Below are 18691 nucleotides of genomic sequence, written 5' to 3' on the forward strand. Positions count from 1 at the left end.
GGAAAGCGAGGTATAGCAATGTCGCGCATCGGCAAGCTGCCCATCTCGGTTCCCGCCGGAGTGGACGTCACCATCGACGGCCGCACGGTGCAGGTGAAGGGCCCCAAGGGCACGCTCACCCACACCGTCGCATCGCCGATCGACATCGCCAAGGGCGAGGACGGCACTCTGCTGGTCACCCGCCCCAACGACGAGCGTGTCTCGAAGGCCCTGCACGGCCTGTCCCGCACGCTGGTGGCGAACATGATCACCGGCGTGACCGCGGGCTACAGCAAGCAGCTCGAAATCAGCGGTGTCGGCTACCGCGTCCAGGCGAAGGGCTCCAACCTGGAGTTCGCGCTGGGCTACAGCCACCCGATTCTCGTCGAGGCCCCCGAGGGCATCGCCTTCAAGGTCGAGTCCCCGGTGAAGTTCTCCGTCGAGGGCATCGACAAGCAGAAGGTGGGCGAGGTCGCGGCGAACATCCGCAAGCTGCGCAAGCCCGACCCGTACAAGGCCAAGGGCGTCAAGTACGCCGGCGAGGTCATCCGCCGCAAGGTCGGAAAGGCTGGTAAGTAGCCATGGCATACGGTGTGAAGATCGCCAAGGGCAAGGCGTACAAGGGCGCTGCGATCAAGCGTCGCCACATCCGGGTCCGCAAGCGCATCTCGGGTACGCCCGAGCGCCCGCGCCTGGTGGTGACGCGTTCCAACCGCGGCATCGTCGCCCAGGTCATCGACGACCTCGCGGGCCACACGCTCGCGTCGGCGTCGACCCTCGACGCGTCCATCCGCGGCGGCGACGGCGACAAGAGCGCCAAGGCGAAGCAGGTCGGCCAGCTCGTGGCCGAGCGTGCGAAGGCCCAGGGCGTCGAGGCTGTCGTGTTCGACCGTGGCGGCAACCAGTACGCGGGGCGCATCGCCGCCCTCGCGGACGCCGCCCGTGAAGCCGGCCTGAAGTTCTAGCCGTCCGTCACCAGCGGAGAAACGCTAAAAGGATCGAGAGGTAATACCAATGGCTGGACCCCAGCGCCGCGGAAGCGGTGCCGGTGGCGGCGAGCGGCGGGACCGTAAGGACAGGCGGGACGGCGGCCAGCAGGCCGAGAAGACCGCTTACGTCGAGCGGGTCGTCGCGATCAACCGCGTCGCCAAGGTTGTGAAGGGTGGTCGTCGCTTCAGCTTCACCGCGCTGGTCGTGGTGGGCGACGGTGACGGCACCGTCGGTGTCGGCTACGGCAAGGCCAAGGAGGTGCCGGCCGCCATCGCCAAGGGTGTGGAGGAGGCCAAGAAGCACTTCTTCAAGGTCCCCCGTATCCAGGGCACCATCCCGCACCCCATCCAGGGCGAGAAGGCCGCGGGCGTCGTCCTGCTCAAGCCGGCTTCCCCCGGTACCGGTGTGATCGCCGGTGGCCCGGTGCGCGCCGTGCTGGAGTGCGCGGGCATCCACGACGTGCTGTCCAAGAGCCTCGGCTCGGACAACGCGATCAACATCGTGCACGCCACGGTGGCCGCGCTCCAGGGGCTGCAGCGCCCCGAGGAGATCGCCGCCCGCCGCGGTCTGCCGATCGAGGACGTCGCGCCCGCCGCCCTGCTGCGGGCTCGTGCCGGGGTGGGTGTCTGATGGCGCGCCTCAAGGTCACGCAGACCAAGTCCTACATCGGCAGCAAGCAGAACCACCGTGACACCCTGCGTTCGCTCGGGCTCAAGCGCCTGCACGACGTCGTGGTCAAGGAGGACCGCCCGGAGATCCGCGGCATGGTCCACACCGTCCGCCACCTCGTCACGGTCGAGGAGGTCGACTGATCATGGGTGACAACCCGATCAAGATCCACAACCTCCGTCCGGCTCCGGGCGCCAAGACCGCGAAGACCCGTGTGGGTCGCGGTGAGGCGTCCAAGGGCAAGACGGCCGGTCGTGGCACCAAGGGCACCAAGGCCCGCTACCAGGTTCCGGAGCGCTTCGAGGGCGGGCAGATGCCCCTCCACATGCGCCTCCCGAAGCTCAAGGGCTTCAAGAACCCGTTCCGTACCGAGTACCAGGTCGTCAACCTGGACAAGCTCGCGGCCCTCTACCCCGAGGGTGGCGAGGTGACGGTGGCCGGCCTGGTCGCCAAGGGTGCGGTGCGCAAGAACGAACTCGTCAAGGTGCTCGGCACCGGCGAGGTCTCCGTGGCGCTGCAGGTGACCGTGGACGCGGTCTCCGGCTCCGCCAAGGAGAAGATCGCCGCTGCCGGCGGCACGGTCACCGAGCTCGTCTGAGCCCGATGCCCACCACGACCGGGGACGCTCTGACACACCAGAGCGTCCCCGGTCGTGCGTTCCTGTGATTTTCCTTCCCCGGTTGGTCATTCCTTGCGGGGCTACGTCGCCGGTAGGCTGACCGACGCTGCTGTCATCTTCGTGCTACCGCCAGACCCCGTCAGAGTCGTCAGATACCTCAAAACCGTCCGCCCGCGCTGTCGCGGGGGGTGCAGGAGGCACCGTGCTCACCGCGTTCGCACGGGCGTTCAGGACGCCCGACCTGCGCAAGAAGCTGCTGTTCACGTTGGGCATCGTGGTGATCTATCGCCTCGGGGCACACATCCCGGTACCAGGCGTCGACTACACGATCGTCAACAAGTGTGTGAGCGAGACGAAGGGCAACAACAGCCTCTTCGGTCTCGTGAACATGTTCAGCGGTGGGGCGCTGCTCCAGCTGACGATCTTCGCGCTCGGGATCATGCCGTACATCACGGCGAGCATCATCCTGCAGCTGCTGACCGTCGTCATCCCGCGCCTTGAGGCCCTGAAGAAGGAGGGCCAGGCCGGTACCACGAAGATCACGCAGTACACGCGGTACCTGACCGTCGCCCTCGCGGTGCTCCAGGGCACCGGCCTGGTCGCCACCGCCCGCTCCGGCAGCCTGTTCTCCGGCTGCAACGAGGCCGGCGGCATCGTGCCCAACCAGTCGATCTTCACCACCATCACCATGGTCACGACGATGACCGCGGGCACCGTGGTGATCATGTGGCTGGGCGAGATGGTGACCGACCGCGGCATCGGCAACGGCATGTCGATCCTGATGTTCGTCTCCATCGCGGCGGGCTTCCCCGGCAACCTGTGGGCGATCAAGGTCTCCGGCACCATCGCCGGCGGCTGGGTCGAGTTCCTCGCCGTCATCGCGGTCGGACTGGCGATCGTCGGCCTGGTGGTCTTCGTCGAACAGGCCCAGCGCCGTATCCCGGTGCAGTACGCCAAGCGCATGATCGGCCGGCGGTCGTACGGCGGCACGTCCACGTACATCCCCCTGAAGGTCAACCAGGCCGGTGTCATCCCGGTCATCTTCGCCTCGTCGCTGCTGTACATCCCGGCGCTGATCGTGCAGTTCTCCGGATCCACGGCCGGGTGGGCGCAGTGGATCAGCCGGAACTTCACCAAGGGCGACCACCCGATCTACATGGCGGCCTACTTCCTGCTGATCGTGTTCTTCGCCTTCTTCTACGTCGCGATCTCCTTCAACCCCGAGGAAGTCGCCGACAACATGAAGAAGTATGGTGGGTTCATTCCGGGCATCCGGGCCGGTCGCCCCACCGCCGAATACCTGAGCTACGTGCTGAACCGCATCACGTGGCCGGGGTCGCTGTACCTGGGTCTCATCGCACTCGTGCCGACGGTCGCCATCGCGATCTTCAACGGGAGCAACGGCAACTTCCCCCTGGGTGGCACCAGCATCCTGATCATCGTGGGTGTGGGTCTGGAAACCGTGAAGCAGATCGAGAGCCAGCTCCAGCAGCGTAACTACGAAGGGTTCCTCCGCTGATGCGTATCGTCCTGGTCGGGCCGCCCGGCGCGGGCAAGGGGACACAGGCTGAGGTCCTCACCAAGAACCTGTCGATCCCGCACATCTCCACGGGCGACCTCTTCCGCGCCAACATCAGCCAGGGCACCGACCTCGGCAAGCAGGCGAAGGCCTACATGGACGCGGGCGACCTGGTCCCGGACGAGGTCACCATCGGCATGGCCGAGGACCGCATGGACGCGCCCGACGCCGCCGAGGGCTTCCTGCTCGACGGCTTCCCGCGCAACGAGCACCAGGCGCAGGCGCTCGACGCCTACCTCGCCGGGCACGGACTCGCGCTGGACGGCGTGCTCGACCTGGAGGTCCCCGAGGACGAGGTGGTCAAGCGCATCGCCGGCCGCCGGGTGTGCCGCAACAACAGCGCGCACGTCTTCCACGTCGAGTACAAGAAGCCCCAGGCCGAGGGCGTGTGCGACGTGTGCGGCGGCGAGCTGTACCAGCGCAGCGACGACGCCGAGGACAAGGTGCGCAACCGCCTCGACGTCTACCACCGCGAGACCGAGCCGATCATCGACTACTACAAGCGGCAGAACCTGGTGGTCACGATCTCCGCGCTCGGCTCCGTCGAGGAGGTCACCGCCCGCGCGATGGCCGCCCTGAAGGACCGCAGGACGGACGGCGCCGCCTAGGCGCGAGTCGGCAGCAGTGTGACGTACGGCCGTGGTGCCCGCCCGGGCACCACGGCCGTATCGTTGATGGAGCCCCTTTTACGCAACCGGCCCCGACGGGCCCCAGCACCCCCCACGACCCGAGGAAGGCGTCAGCCGCATGGTGGAGATCAAGACCCCCGAGCAGATCGCCACGATGCGGCGGGCCGGACTGGTCGTCGCGGCGATCCATGAGGCGACCCGCGCCGCGGCCGTGCCCGGCGCGACCACCAAGGACCTCGACGAGGTCGCGGCCAAGGTCATCGCCGACCACGGCGCCAAGCCGAACTTCCTCGGCTACGGCGGCTTCCCCGGCAACATCTGCACCTCGGTCAACGACGTCGTCGTCCACGGCATCCCGGACCGCGCGACCGTGCTCAAGGACGGCGACATCATCGCCATCGACGCCGGCGCGATCGTCGACGGCTGGCACGGCGACGCCGCCTTCACCACCCTCGTCGGCACCGGCCACGCCCCCGAGCTCGCCGAGCTGAGCCGGGTGACGGAGGAGTCGATGTGGGCCGGCATCGCGGCCTTCCGCAAGGGCAACCGGCTGGAGGACATCTCCAAGGCCGTCGAGGGCTACATCCGCCGCCAGCCGCGTCCGGCCTCCGGCAAGTACGGCATCGTCGAGGAGTACGGCGGCCACGGCATCGGCACCGCCATGCACATGGAGCCGCACGTGCTGAACTACGTGACGAAGAAGCGCGGCCGCGGCATCAAGCTCGTCCCCGGGCTGTGCCTGGCGATCGAGCCCATGGTGACGCTCGGCACACCGCGCACCCATGTGCTGGAGGACGAGTGGACGGTGAAGTCCGACGACGGCTCGTGGTCCTCGCACTGGGAGCACACCATCGCCCTCACCGAGGAGGGCCCGCTGGTGCTGACCGCCCCGGACTGCGGCCGCGCCAAGCTCGCCGAGTACGGCATCACGACCGCTCCCGACCCCGTGGCGTAATGATCACCGTGTCCGGGCATACACAGTGGATTCGTCTTTCTTCGAACCGTGTCGTAGACTGACACGTCGGCTCGCGCATGCCTTCCGGCATGCCCGCAGTCGACCAAGGTAGCCGATCCCGAAAGCAGGACATGGCCAAAAAGCAAGGCGCCATCGAAATCGAGGGCACCGTGATCGAGTCTCTGCCGAACGCGATGTTCAAGGTGGAGCTGCAGAACGGTCACAAGGTCCTCGCGCACATCAGCGGCAAGATGCGGATGCACTACATCCGTATCCTCCCGGATGACCGGGTCGTCGTGGAGCTGTCTCCCTACGACCTGACGCGCGGACGGATCGTCTACCGCTACAAGTAGATCTCACGACCCGGAGAACCTGATCCCATGAAGGTCAAGCCGAGCGTCAAGAAGATCTGCGACAAGTGCAAGGTGATCCGCCGCCACGGTCGGGTCATGGTCATCTGCGACAACCTGCGCCACAAGCAGCGCCAGGGCTGACGCACGACCTCCACCTTCTGCACCCCGCAGAAATTCGCGCGACGCACATCCGTACATACGCAGTGCCCGTCCCCTGCTCCAAGGGCGACGACACCCCCGGCGGAGGCCGGGGACCCGGTCGGTACCTGACACGGCCGCCGGGAACAGGCCCTGCGGAAGACCTCCGAATCACCAGGAGCCAGACACATGGCACGCCTTTCAGGCGTTGACCTCCCGCGCGAGAAGCGCGTGGAGATCGCCCTCACCTACGTCTTCGGCGTCGGGCGCTCCCGCGCCCAGGAGATCCTGAAGAACACCGGTGTGAGCCCCGACATCCGCGTGCGCGACCTTCCCGAGGAAGACCTCGTCAAGATCGCCAAGTACGTGGACGACAACTACACGACCGAGGGTGACCTCCGTCGTTCCATCCAGGCCGACATCCGCCGCAAGGTCGAGATCGGCTGCTACCAGGGTCTGCGCCACCGCCGCGGCCTTCCGGTCCACGGCCAGCGCACTCACACCAACGCCCGCACCCGCAAGGGCCCGCGTCGCGCGATCGCCGGCAAGAAGAAGCCGGGCAAGAAGTAGTCCGCAAGCAGGACCCCATCCGCGGTCTTCGCTTCGTAGGACCGACCACCTCACCGGAAAGATGACACATGCCTCCTAAGGGCCGTCAGGGTGCAGCCAAGAAGGTGCGCCGCAAGGAAAAGAAGAACGTCGCTCACGGTCACGCGCACATCAAGAGCACGTTCAACAACACGATCGTCTCGATCACCGACCCCGCGGGCAACGTGATCTCCTGGGCCTCCGCCGGCCACGTCGGCTTCAAGGGCTCGCGCAAGTCCACCCCCTTCGCCGCGCAGATGGCCGCCGAGTCGGCCGCGCGTCGGGCGCAGGAGCACGGCATGCGCAAGGTGGACGTCTTCGTGAAGGGTCCCGGCTCCGGCCGCGAGACCGCGATCCGCTCCCTCCAGGCCACCGGCCTCGAGGTCGGCTCGATCCAGGACGTCACCCCGACCCCGCACAACGGCTGCCGCCCGCCGAAGCGCCGCCGCGTCTGACCAGCTGACTCAGGAGATACAAGACAATGGCGCGTTACACCGGGGCCGACTGCAAGCGTTGCCGTCGGGAAAAGCAGAAGCTCTTCCTCAAGGGAGCTAAGTGCGAGAGCGCGAAGTGCCCGATCGAGATCCGTCCTTACCCCCCGGGTGAGCACGGACGCGGGCGCACCAAGGACAGCGAGTACCTGCTTCAGCTGCGTGAGAAGCAGAAGTGCGCGCGTATCTACGGTGTCCTCGAGAAGCAGTTCGTGAACTACTACAAGGAGGCGAACCAGAAGTCCGGCAAGACCGGTGAGAACCTTCTGCGCATCCTTGAGACCCGCCTCGACAACGTGGTCTACCGGGCCGGCTTCGCCAAGTCCCGCGACCACGCCCGTCAGCTGGTCCGTCACGGACACATCACCGTCAACGGCCGCAAGAACGACATCCCGTCGGCGCGCGTGGCCGTGAACGACATCGTCGAGGTCCGTGAGTCGTCCCGCTCCCTCACCCCCTTCCAGGTGGCGCAGGGCGAGGCCGGCGACAAGACCGTGCCGGCGTGGCTCCAGGCCAACGCGGGCCGGCTGCGGATCCTCGTGCACAGCCTGCCCGAGCGCCAGGTGATCGACACCCAGGTGCAGGAGCAGCTGATCGTCGAGCTGTACTCGAAGTAGTCGCCGGCTCTCACAGCCGCTCTACTTTCTTCGGGAAAGCTTGCGGTCACGGGCGGTGCGGCCGCCGTCACCCGACGGTTTCGCCGCGCCGCCCGTACCCTCGTAGTACAGGGGGCGTCAAATAGCGGGCGCCCACGACAGAAGGACCTCAGAACATGCTGATCGCTCAGCGACCCTCGTTGACCGAAGAGGTCGTCGACGAATTCCGCTCCCGGTTCGTGATCGAGCCGCTGGAGCCGGGCTTCGGCTACACCCTCGGCAACTCCCTGCGCCGTACGCTCCTCTCCTCGATCCCGGGTGCCGCGGTCACCTCGATCCGGGTCGACGGCGTCCTGCACGAGTTCACCACCGTGCCGGGTGTCAAGGAGGACGTCACCGACCTCATCCTCAACATCAAGCAGCTCGTCGTCTCCTCGGAGCACGACGAGCCCGTCGTGATGTACCTGCGCAAGCAGGGCCCGGGTGTCGTCACCGCCGCCGACATCGCGCCGCCGGCCGGTGTCGAGGTGCACAACCCGGACCTCGTCCTGGCGACGCTCAACGCCAAGGGCAAGCTGGAGATGGAGCTGACCGTCGAGCGCGGTCGCGGTTACGTCTCCGCGGTCCAGAACAAGCAGCAGGGCCAGGAGATCGGCCGTATCCCGGTCGACTCCATCTACAGCCCGGTGCTCAAGGTCACCTACAAGGTCGAGGCGACCCGAGTCGAGCAGCGCACCGACTTCGACAAGCTCATCGTCGACGTCGAGACCAAGCAGGCCATGCGCCCGCGCGACGCCATGGCGTCCGCCGGCAAGACCCTGGTCGAGCTGTTCGGCCTGGCCCGCGAGCTGAACGTCGACGCCGAGGGCATCGACATGGGCCCGTCCCCCACGGACGCCGCCCTGGCCGCGGACCTCGCCCTGCCGATCGAGGAGCTGGAACTCACCGTCCGCTCCTACAACTGCCTCAAGCGCGAGGGCATCCACTCGGTGGGCGAGCTCGTCGCCCGCTCCGAGGCGGACCTGCTCGACATCCGCAACTTCGGCGCGAAGTCGATCGACGAGGTCAAGGCGAAGCTGGCCGGCATGGGCCTGGCCCTCAAGGACAGCCCGCCCGGATTCGACCCCACCGCTGCGGCTGACGCGTTCGGCGCGGACGACGACGTGGACGCGGGCTTCGTCGAGACCGAGCAGTACTAGCCCCTGCGGGGTGCGTTTTCCGCGCCCCGTTCCGGGCGGGCGTTTCCCTGCCGCGCAGGGTGAGCGTTTCTGCCGCTGCCGCGGCGGGGCGTTCCCGCTGCCGCGGGGGGTGAGCGTTTTTGGGGGCGCGGGGAACTGCGCGCGCAACCGGCCACCGGCCGGTGGTCCGGTACGGACCGGACTGCCCCTTTGGGGCGGTGGCGACCTGCCGGGTGCGCTGTGGCTGAGCGCGCAGTTCCCCGCGCCCCTGGTGGTTGCCCCTCGGGGCAGAATGGAACCTCCCAGGGCGGCAGCCCTGGGGACTCCGGGGCTCGGCCCCGGGACATACGAGCCGGCGGCCAGCCGGTTCGCACTGACATCGGTACCTGATACGGCCGGTGCAGCGGAGAAGGAGAAAGACCCATGCCTCAGCCCGCCAAGGGTGCCCGTCTGGGCGGCAGCGCCGCGCACGAGAAGCTGCTCCTCGCGAACCTCGCGAAGTCGCTCTTCGAGCACGGCCGCATCACCACCACCGAGGCCAAGGCGCGCCGGCTGCGCCCGGTCGCGGAGCGCCTGATCACCAAGGCGAAGAAGGGCGACATCCACAACCGTCGCCAGGTCCTGCAGGTCATCACGGACAAGAGCATCGTGCACACGCTCTTCACCGAGATCGGCCCGCGGTACGAGAACCGCCCGGGTGGTTACACCCGCATCACCAAGATCGGTCCCCGTCGCGGCGACAACGCCCCGATGGCGGTCATCGAGCTGGTCGAGGCCCTGACCGTCCAGCAGTCCGCCGTGGGCGAGGCCGAGGCCGCGACCAAGCGTTCCGCGAAGGACAAGGCCAAGGACGCGGCCGGCGACGCCGCCCTCGCCGAGGTCAAGAACGACACGGTCGAGGACACCGAGGACGCGAAGCCGTCCGAGGAGTCGGACGACACCAAGGACGCCTGAGGCGTCCGGTAGGTCGACGGAACGGACCCGCACCCTCCCGGGGGTGCGGGTCCGTTCCCCGTTTCGAGGAGGACTGATCGTGAGCGACGAGCCCGCACCCGGCTTCGTACGGGTCCGGCTGGACCTGGCGTACGACGGGGCCGACTTCTCCGGGTGGGCCAAGCAGCGGGAGCGGCGGACCGTCCAGGGGGAGCTGGAGGACGCGATCCGCACGGTGCTGCGGCTCGCGGAGCCCGTCGAGCTGACCGTCGCCGGGCGGACGGACGCGGGCGTGCACGCGCGGGGGCAGGTCGCGCACGTCGACCTGCCGGGCGAGGTGTGGGACGCCGAGCGCGACAAGCTGCGGCGCCGCCTCGCCGGACGGCTCCCGTGGGACGTCCGGGTCTTCGGCGTCGAGCAGGCCCCCGCGGGCTTCGACGCGCGCTTCTCGGCGATCTGGCGGCGGTACGCCTACCGGGTGGGGGACCACCCCGGCGGGGTGGACCCGCTGCTGCGCGGGCACGTCCTGTGGCACGACCGGCCCGTCGACGTCGCCGCCATGAACGAGGCCGGGCAGCTGCTGCTTGGCGAGCACGACTTCGCCGCGTACTGCAAGAAGCGCGAGGGCGCGACGACGATCCGCCGGCTGCTCCAGGTCAGCTGGGAGCGGCGGGAGGACGACGGGGTGGCCGTCGCCACGGTGAAGGCCGACGCCTTCTGCCACAACATGGTGCGGGCGCTCGTCGGGGCGATGATCCTCGTCGGCGACGGGCACAAGCACGTCGGCTTCCCCGCGGAGGTCCTTGCCGGACGGGTCCGCCACTCCGCCGTCAACGTCGTCCGCCCGCACGGCCTCACCCTGGAGGAGGTCGGCTACCCCCCGGCCCACCTCCTGGCCCAGCGCAACGCCGAATCCCGCAACCTCAGGACCCTCACCCCGCGGGGTACCTGCGCGTAAGGGGGAGCGGTTTTAGGGGCGCGGGGAACTGCGCGATCAGCCCACCACCGGCGGACGGTCGCGATGCCCACCGCAAGGGGCAGCCCGGGGCGTGCGCCGCCGGGCCACCCCCCGCCGCGGGGGCTACTGGCGAGAGGGATCCGCAGCGGCAGCGTCCTTGCCGCGCTGGACGATGCGCGTGAACGCGAAATCACTCGCATCGTTCGCCGCCTGCTTGCCCACCGTGTCGTTCGCGGCCAGCGTCGTGCCGTTCCTGAAGCCGGAGATCGCGAAGTAGGCGTAGCGGCCGACCGCGTTGGAGGTCATCTGGCAGCGGACGGCGCGGCAGAAGGAGGGGGCGGCGCCGCCGTTGAGGGGGGCGACGTACTGCGAGACGGCCTGGACCTTCTTCGCGTGGGCGGCGTCCTGGAAGACGGCCACGCCGACGGTGACGGCGAGGTCGCCGTTCGTGTACGTCGCGCGGATCAGCTTCTGGCAGCCGTTGGCGTGCAGCGCCGTCGCGAGGGCGGCGCGGGCGTTCGCGGCGCAGGAGGTCGTGACGTCGGTCTTCTGCTTGGCGTACGTACGGCCCTCCCACACGAACTGCTTGCCGGGGAAGAGGCTGTCCGGGGTGAGCGGCGCCTTGTCCTTCGCGGCGGTGCCGATGTAGTCGAGCGGGTTCGCGGGGGGCGGCGGGGCGACGGAGGAGAAGGAGGGGGCGGGCGGCAGCGGCTCCTGGCTCGCGGACGTGCTGCCGGACGCGGACGGGGACGCGACGGGCTTGTCGTCGCCGCTCTTGCCGGACATCACCACGGCCGTGGCGACACCTCCGGCGATCACGGCGACGGCGACGATCCCGCCGGTGAGCATCATGACCCGCTTGCGGCGGGCGCCGGAAGCTTCCTGCTGCTCGGCGAGCGCGGTCCAGTCGGGGGTGCTCCCGCTGTCGCCGCCGCGGTCCGCCCGCGAGGCGGGGGCTGGGGCGGGGGAGGGCGCGGGAGCGGGCGCCGGGGCCTGCTGCTGACGCGGGACGGCCGGCTGCTGCGGGGCGGGTGCGGGGGCAGGTGCGGGCGCCGGGGCCGGTGCGGGGGCCTGCTGCTGGGGCTGGGCCCCGTACGGCTGCGTCGGGACGTAGTGCGACGGCGGCTGCTGCGCGGCGGGCGCGGGCGCGGGAGCCGGGGCCTGCCCTTGCGCCGCGTACGGCTGCTGCTGCGGGCCCGCGTACGGCGGCGGCTCGACCGGCGTCTGCTGCGTCGCCGCGTACGCCTGCTGCGGCTGCGCGGGAGCGGGTCCGGGCGCCGGGGCGGGCGCGGGCTCACCGGCGTACGCGGGGCGCTCGACGGGCGCCGGGCCCTGCTGCTGCTCGGGGCCGCGGTGGCGCGGCACCGGGCGGATGACTTGCGTCGACGGGTCCGTGTCGCGCGGCGGCGCGTCCTGCGCGGGCGGCTGCTGTCCGCCCGCGCCGGGGCCGGGGGCCCAGGGCGTGCCCGGCTGCGGCTCGGCGGGCGGCGCGGCCTGCGCACCGGCGTCGGGCTGCGGGGACCACGCCGGGCCGGGCTCGGGAGCCTGCGGGGGCGGGGTCTGCTGCTGCCGGAACTGCGCGCGCGGGTCCGCGGTGTTCTGGCGGGAGGGGATGACGCGTCCCTCCAGGACTTCGCGCTCGCCGTCTGCGGCGTTGCGGCGCGGTTCCTGCGGTGGCTGCTGCCCGGGGCCATCGGTCATGTCGCGCATCATATTGCCGCGCCGCCCACCGGCCTACCGCCGCCCGCCCCGCTCCCGCCTTGCCCCGCCCCGCCCCCGCGGCCGTACCCGGGGCTGTGTACGCGGCGGTGTCCGCGGCCCGCGCGCCGGGCTCCTGTGAGCGGCAAAAACGGGTTGGGAGGCATCCGGCCGGGCAGGGACAATCGGCTGCATGGGACATGTGGAAGCAGCGCACCTGGAGTATTACCTGCCGGACGGGCGGGCGCTGCTCGGCGACGTCTCCTTCCGCGTCGGGGAGGGCGCGGCCGTCGCGCTCGTCGGGGCGAACGGCGCGGGGAAGACCACCTTGCTGCGGCTGATCTCCGGCGAGATCGCCCCGCACGGCGGCGCCGTCACGTTCAGCGGCGGGCTCGGCGTGATGCGGCAGTTCGTCGGCAGCGTGCGCGACGACTCGACCGTCCGCGACCTGCTGGTCTCCGTCGCCCACCCGCGTATCCGGGCCGCCGCCGCGGCCGTCGACGCGGCCGAGCTGGCGATCATGGCGCAGGACGACGAGCCCGCGCAGATGGCGTACGCGCACGCGCTCGGCGACTGGGCGGAGGCGCGCGGCTACGAGGCCGAGACGCTGTGGGACATGTGCACGACGGCCGCGCTCGGTGTCCCGTACGAGCGGGCCCAGTGGCGCGAGGTGCGGACGCTGTCCGGCGGTGAGCAGAAGCGGCTGGTGCTCGAAGCGCTGCTGCGCGGCCCCGACGAGGTGCTGCTGCTGGACGAGCCGGACAACTATCTGGACGTGCCGGGCAAGCGCTGGCTGGAGGAGCAGATCGCGCAGACCCGCAAGACGGTCCTGTTCGTCAGCCACGACCGCGAGCTGCTGTCGCGTACCGCCGAGAAGATCGTCAGCGTCGAGACCGGCCCGACCGGCGCCACCGCGTGGGTGCACGGCGGCGGCTTCGACACCTTCCACGCCGCCCGCAAGGAGCGCTTCGCCCGCTTCGAGGAGCTGCGCCGCCGCTGGGACGAGGAGCACGCCAAGCTCAAGGCGCTCGTGCTGCGGCTGCGGCAGCAGGCGGCGATCAGCCCCGACATGGCCTCCCGCTACCACGCGGCCCAGACCCGGCTGAAGCGCTTCGAGGACGCGGGCGCCCCGCAGGAGCCGCCGCGCGAGCAGGAGATCAGCATGCGGCTCAAGGGCGGCCGCACCGGGGTCCGCGCGGTCACCTGCGCGCAGCTCGGCCTCACGGGCCTGATGAAACCCTTCGACCTGGAGGTCTTCTACGGCGAGCGGGTCGCGGTGCTCGGCTCCAACGGCTCCGGCAAGTCGCACTTCCTGCGGCTGCTCGCGGGGGACGACGGCGTGGCGCACACCGGCGACTTCAGGCTCGGCGCGCGCGTCGTGCCCGGCCACTTCGCCCAGACGCACGCCCACCCCGAGCTGGCCGGCCGCACCCTCGTCGACATCCTGTGGAGCGAGCACGCGCGCGACCGCGGCCGCGCGATGTCGGTGCTGCGCCGCTACGAGCTGGAGCGGCAGGGCGACCAGCCCTTCGACAAGCTGTCCGGCGGGCAGCAGGCCCGCTTCCAGATCCTGCTCATGGAGCTCCAGGGCACCACGGCCCTGCTGCTGGACGAGCCCACCGACAACCTGGACCTGGAATCCGCCGAGGCCCTCCAGGAGGGCCTGGAGTCCTACGACGGCACGGTGCTCGCGGTGACGCACGACCGCTGGTTCGCCCGCACCTTCGACCGCTTCCTGCTCTTCGCGGCGGACGGCACCGTACGCGAGACGAGGGAGCCGGTGTGGGACGAGCCGCGGGTCGTGCGGGAGCGATGAGGGGCCCGTCACCCGAAGGGGCGCGTTTTGACCCTGCCGGGGGCGCCCGGGTATCCTCTTGCTTTGTTATGCGTATTGGCTTGCTCTATCTCACGTGAGGGGCCCTTACGCCGGTCCGCCGGGCCGATGACCAGCGGCAGGGACACGGTTGCGTCGCCGTGTGCCGCCATGGCTGTCGTGATCGTCCGGGTGGCCTTGTCAGGACCCTTCTTCCGCGGCCTGCGGGCGAGCGGGAGAAACCACTACTGAGAAGAAGCGAAGGCTACGACCGTGCGTACGTACAGCCCCAAGCCCGGCGACGTTCAGCGCCAGTGGCACGTCATCGACGCGCAGGATGTTGTCCTGGGCCGTCTGGCGACCCAGGCCGCGACCCTCCTGCGGGGCAAGCACAAGCCCATTTACGCGCCCCACGTGGACACCGGCGACTTCGTCATCGTCATCAACGCCGACAAGATCCACCTCTCGGGCAACAAGCGCACCCAGAAGATGGCCTACCGCCACTCCGGTTACCCGGGCGGTCTGCGGTCGGTGCGCTACGACGAGCTGCTTGCCAAGGCTCCGGAGAAGGCGATCGAGAAGGCCGTCAAGGGCATGCTCCCCAAGAACACCCTGGGCCGTCAGATGCTCTCCAAGCTCAAGGTCTACTCGGGCGACCAGCACCCGCACGCTGCCCAGCAGCCGGTGCCGTTCGAGATCACCCAGGTCGCGCAGTAGTTCCGGCCACCAGCTACCAGAAGGAATCAGAGGAGAGTCGTGGCTGAGACCACTGCCGAGAACGTCGTCGAGGGCGAAGAGTCCTACGAGGAGATCACCACCTTCGAGTCCGAGGCCGTCGAGGGGGAGTACACCTCCGAGTCCCTCGCCTCGCGTTTCGGCGACCCGCAGCCGGCTGCCGGCACCGGCCGCCGCAAGCGTTCCATCGCCCGCGTCCGGATCGTCCCGGGCAGCGGCAAGTGGAAGATCAACGGTCGCACCCTTGAGGGCTACTTCCCGAACAAGGTGCACCAGCAGGAAGTCAACGAGCCCTTCAAGGTGCTCGAACTCGACAACCGCTACGACGTGATCGCCCGCATCGGCGGCGGCGGCATCTCCGGCCAGGCCGGTGCGCTGCGCCTGGGCGTCGCCCGCGCGCTCAACGAGGCGGACGTCGACAACAACCGCGGCCCGCTCAAGAAGGCCGGCTTCCTGACCCGTGACGACCGCGCGGTCGAGCGGAAGAAGGCCGGTCTGAAGAAGGCCCGCAAGGCGCCGCAGTTCAGCAAGCGCTGATCGCCGGCCCCTCGGCTGGGCCATACGCGCGGGTCGCCGTCACCGGCGGCACGCCGCAGCCGTATCGCAACGCCCCGGAGGCACACCATGGCCTCCGGGGCGTTCGCATGGGGCGCCGCACGCGTATAAATCGGGTTGTAGGACGTCCGCTTGTGCGACATCGGGTTGTACGACTGATACAACCAAAGACAGGGCGTCGGGCGTCAAAGAGCTGCCAGACCTGTACCGGGACGGCACAGGCGGCACCGGACGGCGCGCAGGGCCCGTCCAGCACGACGCGCCGCGGGCGCGCCGCAGGCGCAGCACACCGCCGAGACGGCAGCGCAGCTGCAACACATCGGAGGACACAACAGTGGGACGACTCTTCGGTACCGACGGGGTGCGGGGCATCGCCAACGCGGATCTCACCGCCGAGATGGCTCTCGGCCTGTCGGTCGCCGCGGCGCACGTACTCGCCGAGGCCGGCAGCTTCGCCGGGCACCGGCCCGTCGCGGTGGTCGGGCGCGATCCACGCGCCTCCGGCGAATTCCTGGAGGCCGCCGTCGTCGCGGGCCTCGCGAGCGCGGGTGTGGACGTCCTGCGGGTCGGTGTGCTGCCCACCCCGGCGGTGGCGTATCTCACCGGCGCGCTGGGCGCCGACCTCGGCGTCATGCTGTCCGCGAGCCACAACGCCATGCCCGACAACGGGGTGAAGTTCCTCGCCCGCGGTGGCCACAAGCTCGACGACGACCTCGAAGAGCGCATCGAGACGATGTACGAGGAGCACCGCACCGGCGCGCCCTGGGTGCGCCCCACCGGCGCCGGCGTCGGCCGCGTCCGCGACTACGACGAGGGCTTCGACCAGTACGTCGCCCACCTCATCGGCGTCCTGCCCAACCGCCTCGACGGCCTCAAGGTCGTCCTCGACGAGGCGCACGGCGCCGCGTCCCGCGTGTCGCCCGAGGCCTTCTCCCGGGCCGGCGCCGAGGTCGTCACGATCGGCGCCCGCCCCGACGGCCTCAACATCAACGACGGCTGCGGCTCCACCCACCTGGAGCCGCTCAAGGCCGCCGTCCTCGAACACGGCGCGCACTTCGGCATCGCGCACGACGGCGACGCCGACCGCTGCCTCGCCGTCGACGGCAACGGCGAGGAGGTCGACGGCGACCAGATCCTCTCCATCCTCGCGCTCGCGCTGCGCGAGCACGGCCGGCTGCGGCACGACACCGTCGTCGGCACGGTCATGTCCAACCTGGGCTTCAAACTCGCCATGGAGCGCGAGGGCATCACCCTCGTGCAGACCGCGGTCGGCGACCGCTACGTCCTGGAGTCCATGAAGGAGCACGGCTTCGCGCTCGGCGGCGAGCAGTCCGGCCACGTCATCGTCCTCGACCACGCCACGACCGGCGACGGCACGCTGACCGGCCTGCTGCTCGCCGCCCGCGTCGTCGAGACCGGCCGCTCGCTGGCCGACCTCGCGTCCGCCATGCAGCGCCTGCCGCAGGTGCTCGTGAACGTCCCCGACGTCGACAAGAGCCGCGTCGCCACCTCCCCGGACCTCGCCGCCGCCGTCGCCGAGGCGGAGGCCGAGCTCGGCGACACCGGGCGCGTGCTGCTGCGCTCGTCCGGCACGGAGCCGCTGGTGCGCGTCATGGTCGAGGCCGCGGACATCGACCACGCGCGCGCGGTGGCCGGGCGGCTCGCGGACGCGGTGAAGTCGGCGCTCGGCTAGCCGCGGGGGCTTTTCCGGGGGGCTTCCCCGGGTTCGGGCGGGCCGCGCCCGGCGGGGGCTTTCACCCTCGCCGGGCGCGGCTGCTTCTCCGCCGGGCGCGGCCGCTTCTGGGGCCGGGGCCGGCCTCCGGGGCCCGCACTGCTCCCTAGAGCTTGCGCAGCGACAGGCGCTGGACCTTGTGGACCTCGTTCTTGCGCAGCACCAGGGTCGCGCGGCCGCGGGTGGGGAGGACGTTCTCCTCCAGGTTCGGGCGGTTGATCGTGCGCCAGATCATCCGCGCGTAGTCCATCGCCTCGGGCTCCGCCACCCGGGTGTACTTCGTGAAGTAGGAGTCCGGGTTCTGGAACGCCGTCTCCCGCAGCTTCCGGAAGCGGCCGAGATACCACTGCTCGATGTCCTCGGTGCGGGCATCGACGTACACGCTGAAGTCGAAGTAGTCCGCGAGGCCCGCGCGGGTGCGGCCGTCCCTGCCGGGCAGCGCGGGCTGCAGCACGTTCAGCCCCTCGACGATCAGGATGTCCGGGCGGCGCACCACCAGCCGCTCGCCGGGCACGATGTCGTACGACAGGTGCGAGTACACCGGGGCGGTGACCTCCGACGCGCCGGACTTCACGTCCGCGACGAACCGGGTCAGCGCGCGCCGGTCGTACGACTCCGGGAAGCCCTTGCGCGACATCAGCCCGCGGCGCTCCAGCTCGGCGTTCGGGTGGAGGAAGCCGTCGGTCGTGACCAGCTCCACCCGCGGGTGCTCCGGCCACCGGGCGAGCAGCGCCTGCAGGAGGCGGGCCGTCGTCGACTTCCCGACCGCGACGCTGCCGGCCACCCCTATCACGAAGGGCGTCCCCGGCTGCGGCGCGCCGCCGTCCCCCGCGGTGCCCGCGAGGAAGGTGTTGAGGGCGCCGCGCAGGCCGCTGTGGGCGGCGATGTACAGATTGAGCAGGCGGGAGAGCGGGAGGTAGACCTCCTCGACCTCCGCGAGGTCGATGACGTCGCCGAGGCCGCGCAGCTTCTCCACTTCCGTGGCGGTGAGCGGAAGCGGGGTGCGGTCGCGCAGGGCGCTCCACTGCTGCCGGGTGAGGTCGACGAATGGCCCTGCGGCCTGCTGGGTGGGTGAGGGGGTGGGCACGTACGCATTTTCGCAGCGGCGTGCGGTGCGGGTTCCCCCCGGGGGGGGCTGGTCCCGTCCGTGCCGGGACGTTGCGGTGGGTGGGTGGTTGCTCGCGCAGTTCCTCGCGCCCCTGGTGTACCCGGCGGGGCATCGCGCGCTGCGTGCGGGGATGGGGTCGGGTGCCGGCACGGGGCACCTCCTCGGAATGCGCGTGTGACCTCGTGCCGTGGGTGGCGGGTCTTGCGTGCGCATTCCTGCGGGGGCACCCCGCACCGTCCCCCTCCCGGCCGGAATGGCGGCTGCCTGCCGGTGGGGGAGATGTCCCAGGGACTGCGGTTCGCCGCCGATGGTGAGTCACCCCCACAGGGGGGCGTGCACCCGCCCACTATCTGCACGGGTGGTGCGGGTGGGAAACACCCCGCGCCGTTAGGCGC

Annotated in this window: 22 protein-coding genes; 20 read left to right on the top strand and 2 right to left on the bottom strand. The window is 70.4% G+C overall.

Annotation, left to right across the window (positions count from 1 at the left end; translation table 11 throughout):
* Nucleotides 1–18 precede the first annotated feature (18 nt).
* The 16 genes from rplF (at nucleotide 19) to truA (ending at nucleotide 10655) form a co-directional block, all read left to right on the top strand.
* Nucleotides 19–558 carry a 50S ribosomal protein L6 gene (gene rplF / locus ACH4SL_RS16560; RefSeq protein WP_398445883.1) on the top strand — a complete coding sequence of 180 codons (540 nt, stop codon included), beginning with the start codon at nucleotides 19–21 and terminating at the stop codon, nucleotides 556–558.
* Nucleotides 559–560: 2 nt separating this feature from the next.
* Nucleotides 561–944 carry a 50S ribosomal protein L18 gene (rplR, locus tag ACH4SL_RS16565; RefSeq protein WP_398445885.1) on the top strand — a complete coding sequence of 128 codons (384 nt, stop codon included), beginning with the start codon at nucleotides 561–563 and terminating at the stop codon, nucleotides 942–944.
* A gap of 49 nt (nucleotides 945–993) precedes the next feature.
* Nucleotides 994–1599, top strand: a complete 606-nt coding sequence (gene rpsE, locus ACH4SL_RS16570) for a 30S ribosomal protein S5 (RefSeq protein WP_031524774.1) — start codon at nucleotides 994–996, stop codon at nucleotides 1597–1599.
* Complete coding sequence (rpmD, locus tag ACH4SL_RS16575; RefSeq protein ID WP_031524772.1) at nucleotides 1599–1781, top strand: 50S ribosomal protein L30; 183 nt, start codon at nucleotides 1599–1601, stop codon at nucleotides 1779–1781. Before rpsE ends, rpmD begins: the two co-directional genes overlap by 1 nt.
* Nucleotides 1782–1783: 2 nt before the next feature.
* Nucleotides 1784–2236, top strand: coding sequence for a 50S ribosomal protein L15 (gene rplO, locus ACH4SL_RS16580; protein WP_398445888.1), 453 nt, complete (start codon nucleotides 1784–1786; stop codon nucleotides 2234–2236).
* Nucleotides 2237–2459: 223 nt separating this feature from the next.
* Complete coding sequence (gene secY, locus ACH4SL_RS16585; RefSeq protein WP_398445890.1) at nucleotides 2460–3776, top strand: preprotein translocase subunit SecY; 1317 nt, start codon at nucleotides 2460–2462, stop codon at nucleotides 3774–3776.
* Entirely contained in the window at nucleotides 3776–4444 is a 669-nt protein-coding gene (locus tag ACH4SL_RS16590) for an adenylate kinase (protein WP_398445892.1), read from the top strand. The genes secY and ACH4SL_RS16590 overlap by 1 nt, the downstream gene beginning before the upstream one ends.
* A gap of 139 nt (nucleotides 4445–4583) precedes the next feature.
* Nucleotides 4584–5420, top strand: a complete 837-nt coding sequence (gene map / locus ACH4SL_RS16595) for a type I methionyl aminopeptidase (RefSeq protein ID WP_398445894.1) — start codon at nucleotides 4584–4586, stop codon at nucleotides 5418–5420.
* Nucleotides 5421–5551: 131 nt separating this feature from the next.
* Nucleotides 5552–5773 carry a translation initiation factor IF-1 gene (infA, locus tag ACH4SL_RS16600; RefSeq protein WP_003956442.1) on the top strand — a complete coding sequence of 74 codons (222 nt, stop codon included), beginning with the start codon at nucleotides 5552–5554 and terminating at the stop codon, nucleotides 5771–5773.
* A 27-nt stretch (nucleotides 5774–5800) separates the two neighbouring features.
* Nucleotides 5801–5914 carry a 50S ribosomal protein L36 gene (gene rpmJ, locus ACH4SL_RS16605; RefSeq protein ID WP_003956441.1) on the top strand — a complete coding sequence of 38 codons (114 nt, stop codon included), beginning with the start codon at nucleotides 5801–5803 and terminating at the stop codon, nucleotides 5912–5914.
* Between the two features lie 186 nt (nucleotides 5915–6100).
* Nucleotides 6101–6481 carry a 30S ribosomal protein S13 gene (gene rpsM, locus ACH4SL_RS16610; protein WP_398445896.1) on the top strand — a complete coding sequence of 127 codons (381 nt, stop codon included), beginning with the start codon at nucleotides 6101–6103 and terminating at the stop codon, nucleotides 6479–6481.
* Nucleotides 6482–6549: 68 nt separating this feature from the next.
* Nucleotides 6550–6954, top strand: coding sequence for a 30S ribosomal protein S11 (gene rpsK, locus ACH4SL_RS16615; RefSeq protein ID WP_006376016.1), 405 nt, complete (start codon nucleotides 6550–6552; stop codon nucleotides 6952–6954).
* A gap of 26 nt (nucleotides 6955–6980) precedes the next feature.
* Nucleotides 6981–7607, top strand: a complete 627-nt coding sequence (gene rpsD / locus ACH4SL_RS16620) for a 30S ribosomal protein S4 (RefSeq protein WP_398445899.1) — start codon at nucleotides 6981–6983, stop codon at nucleotides 7605–7607.
* 155 nt (nucleotides 7608–7762) lie between these two features.
* Nucleotides 7763–8785 carry a DNA-directed RNA polymerase subunit alpha gene (locus tag ACH4SL_RS16625; RefSeq protein ID WP_031524756.1) on the top strand — a complete coding sequence of 341 codons (1023 nt, stop codon included), beginning with the start codon at nucleotides 7763–7765 and terminating at the stop codon, nucleotides 8783–8785.
* Between the two features lie 402 nt (nucleotides 8786–9187).
* Nucleotides 9188–9718: a 50S ribosomal protein L17 gene (rplQ, locus tag ACH4SL_RS16630; RefSeq protein WP_398445902.1), complete on the top strand. Its 531-nt coding sequence runs from the start codon at nucleotides 9188–9190 to the stop codon at nucleotides 9716–9718.
* A gap of 79 nt (nucleotides 9719–9797) precedes the next feature.
* Complete coding sequence (truA, locus tag ACH4SL_RS16635; protein WP_398445904.1) at nucleotides 9798–10655, top strand: tRNA pseudouridine(38-40) synthase TruA; 858 nt, start codon at nucleotides 9798–9800, stop codon at nucleotides 10653–10655.
* A 123-nt stretch (nucleotides 10656–10778) separates the two neighbouring features.
* Here the strand turns inward: truA and ACH4SL_RS16640 are convergent, their stop codons facing one another.
* The gene (locus ACH4SL_RS16640; protein WP_398445906.1) at nucleotides 10779–12356 is read right to left on the bottom strand and encodes a hypothetical protein; all 1578 of its coding nucleotides are present in this window, start codon (nucleotides 12354–12356) and stop codon (nucleotides 10779–10781) included.
* Nucleotides 12357–12546: 190 nt separating this feature from the next.
* Here ACH4SL_RS16640 and ACH4SL_RS16645 point away from each other — a divergent pair, with 190 nt between their 5' ends.
* The 4 genes from ACH4SL_RS16645 to glmM all read left to right on the top strand — a co-directional run bounded on the left by ACH4SL_RS16645 (nucleotide 12547) and on the right by glmM (nucleotide 17149).
* Nucleotides 12547–14169 carry an ABC-F family ATP-binding cassette domain-containing protein gene (locus tag ACH4SL_RS16645; RefSeq protein WP_398445908.1) on the top strand — a complete coding sequence of 541 codons (1623 nt, stop codon included), beginning with the start codon at nucleotides 12547–12549 and terminating at the stop codon, nucleotides 14167–14169.
* 270 nt (nucleotides 14170–14439) lie between these two features.
* Nucleotides 14440–14883: a 50S ribosomal protein L13 gene (gene rplM, locus ACH4SL_RS16650; protein ID WP_031524745.1), complete on the top strand. Its 444-nt coding sequence runs from the start codon at nucleotides 14440–14442 to the stop codon at nucleotides 14881–14883.
* A 39-nt stretch (nucleotides 14884–14922) separates the two neighbouring features.
* Complete coding sequence (gene rpsI / locus ACH4SL_RS16655) at nucleotides 14923–15438, top strand: 30S ribosomal protein S9 (RefSeq protein WP_398445911.1); 516 nt, start codon at nucleotides 14923–14925, stop codon at nucleotides 15436–15438.
* A gap of 352 nt (nucleotides 15439–15790) precedes the next feature.
* Complete coding sequence (glmM, locus tag ACH4SL_RS16660) at nucleotides 15791–17149, top strand: phosphoglucosamine mutase (RefSeq protein ID WP_398445913.1); 1359 nt, start codon at nucleotides 15791–15793, stop codon at nucleotides 17147–17149.
* Nucleotides 17150–17294: 145 nt separating this feature from the next.
* On the opposite strand, the gene coaA is transcribed toward glmM, so the two are convergent.
* Nucleotides 17295–18275 carry a type I pantothenate kinase gene (gene coaA, locus ACH4SL_RS16665; RefSeq protein ID WP_398445915.1) on the bottom strand — a complete coding sequence of 327 codons (981 nt, stop codon included), beginning with the start codon at nucleotides 18273–18275 and terminating at the stop codon, nucleotides 17295–17297.
* Nucleotides 18276–18691: the final 416 nt, after the last annotated feature.

The sequence above is a fragment of the Streptomyces sp. NPDC021020 genome (assembly GCF_044333285.1).
GTDB lineage: Bacteria > Actinomycetota > Actinomycetes > Streptomycetales > Streptomycetaceae > Actinacidiphila.

What these genes read in the sequence shown, in the direction of transcription:
- rpsM (WP_398445896.1), top strand. Translation starts at nt 6,101, where the DNA reads ATGGCACGCCTTTCAGGCGTTGACCTCCCGCGCGAGAAGCGCGTGGAG.
- rpsE (WP_031524774.1), top strand. Translation starts at nt 994, where the DNA reads ATGGCTGGACCCCAGCGCCGCGGAAGCGGTGCCGGTGGCGGCGAGCGG.
- ACH4SL_RS16640 (WP_398445906.1), bottom strand. Translation starts at nt 12,356, where the DNA reads ATGACCGATGGCCCCGGGCAGCAGCCACCGCAGGAACCGCGCCGCAAC.
- map (WP_398445894.1), top strand. Translation starts at nt 4,584, where the DNA reads ATGGTGGAGATCAAGACCCCCGAGCAGATCGCCACGATGCGGCGGGCC.
- rpmD (WP_031524772.1), top strand. Translation starts at nt 1,599, where the DNA reads ATGGCGCGCCTCAAGGTCACGCAGACCAAGTCCTACATCGGCAGCAAG.
- rplQ (WP_398445902.1), top strand. Translation starts at nt 9,188, where the DNA reads ATGCCTCAGCCCGCCAAGGGTGCCCGTCTGGGCGGCAGCGCCGCGCAC.
- rplF (WP_398445883.1), top strand. Translation starts at nt 19, where the DNA reads ATGTCGCGCATCGGCAAGCTGCCCATCTCGGTTCCCGCCGGAGTGGAC.
- rplR (WP_398445885.1), top strand. Translation starts at nt 561, where the DNA reads ATGGCATACGGTGTGAAGATCGCCAAGGGCAAGGCGTACAAGGGCGCT.
- rplO (WP_398445888.1), top strand. Translation starts at nt 1,784, where the DNA reads ATGGGTGACAACCCGATCAAGATCCACAACCTCCGTCCGGCTCCGGGC.
- rpsK (WP_006376016.1), top strand. Translation starts at nt 6,550, where the DNA reads ATGCCTCCTAAGGGCCGTCAGGGTGCAGCCAAGAAGGTGCGCCGCAAG.
- rpmJ (WP_003956441.1), top strand. Translation starts at nt 5,801, where the DNA reads ATGAAGGTCAAGCCGAGCGTCAAGAAGATCTGCGACAAGTGCAAGGTG.
- rpsD (WP_398445899.1), top strand. Translation starts at nt 6,981, where the DNA reads ATGGCGCGTTACACCGGGGCCGACTGCAAGCGTTGCCGTCGGGAAAAG.
- ACH4SL_RS16625 (WP_031524756.1), top strand. Translation starts at nt 7,763, where the DNA reads ATGCTGATCGCTCAGCGACCCTCGTTGACCGAAGAGGTCGTCGACGAA.
- ACH4SL_RS16645 (WP_398445908.1), top strand. Translation starts at nt 12,547, where the DNA reads ATGGGACATGTGGAAGCAGCGCACCTGGAGTATTACCTGCCGGACGGG.
- ACH4SL_RS16590 (WP_398445892.1), top strand. Translation starts at nt 3,776, where the DNA reads ATGCGTATCGTCCTGGTCGGGCCGCCCGGCGCGGGCAAGGGGACACAG.
- infA (WP_003956442.1), top strand. Translation starts at nt 5,552, where the DNA reads ATGGCCAAAAAGCAAGGCGCCATCGAAATCGAGGGCACCGTGATCGAG.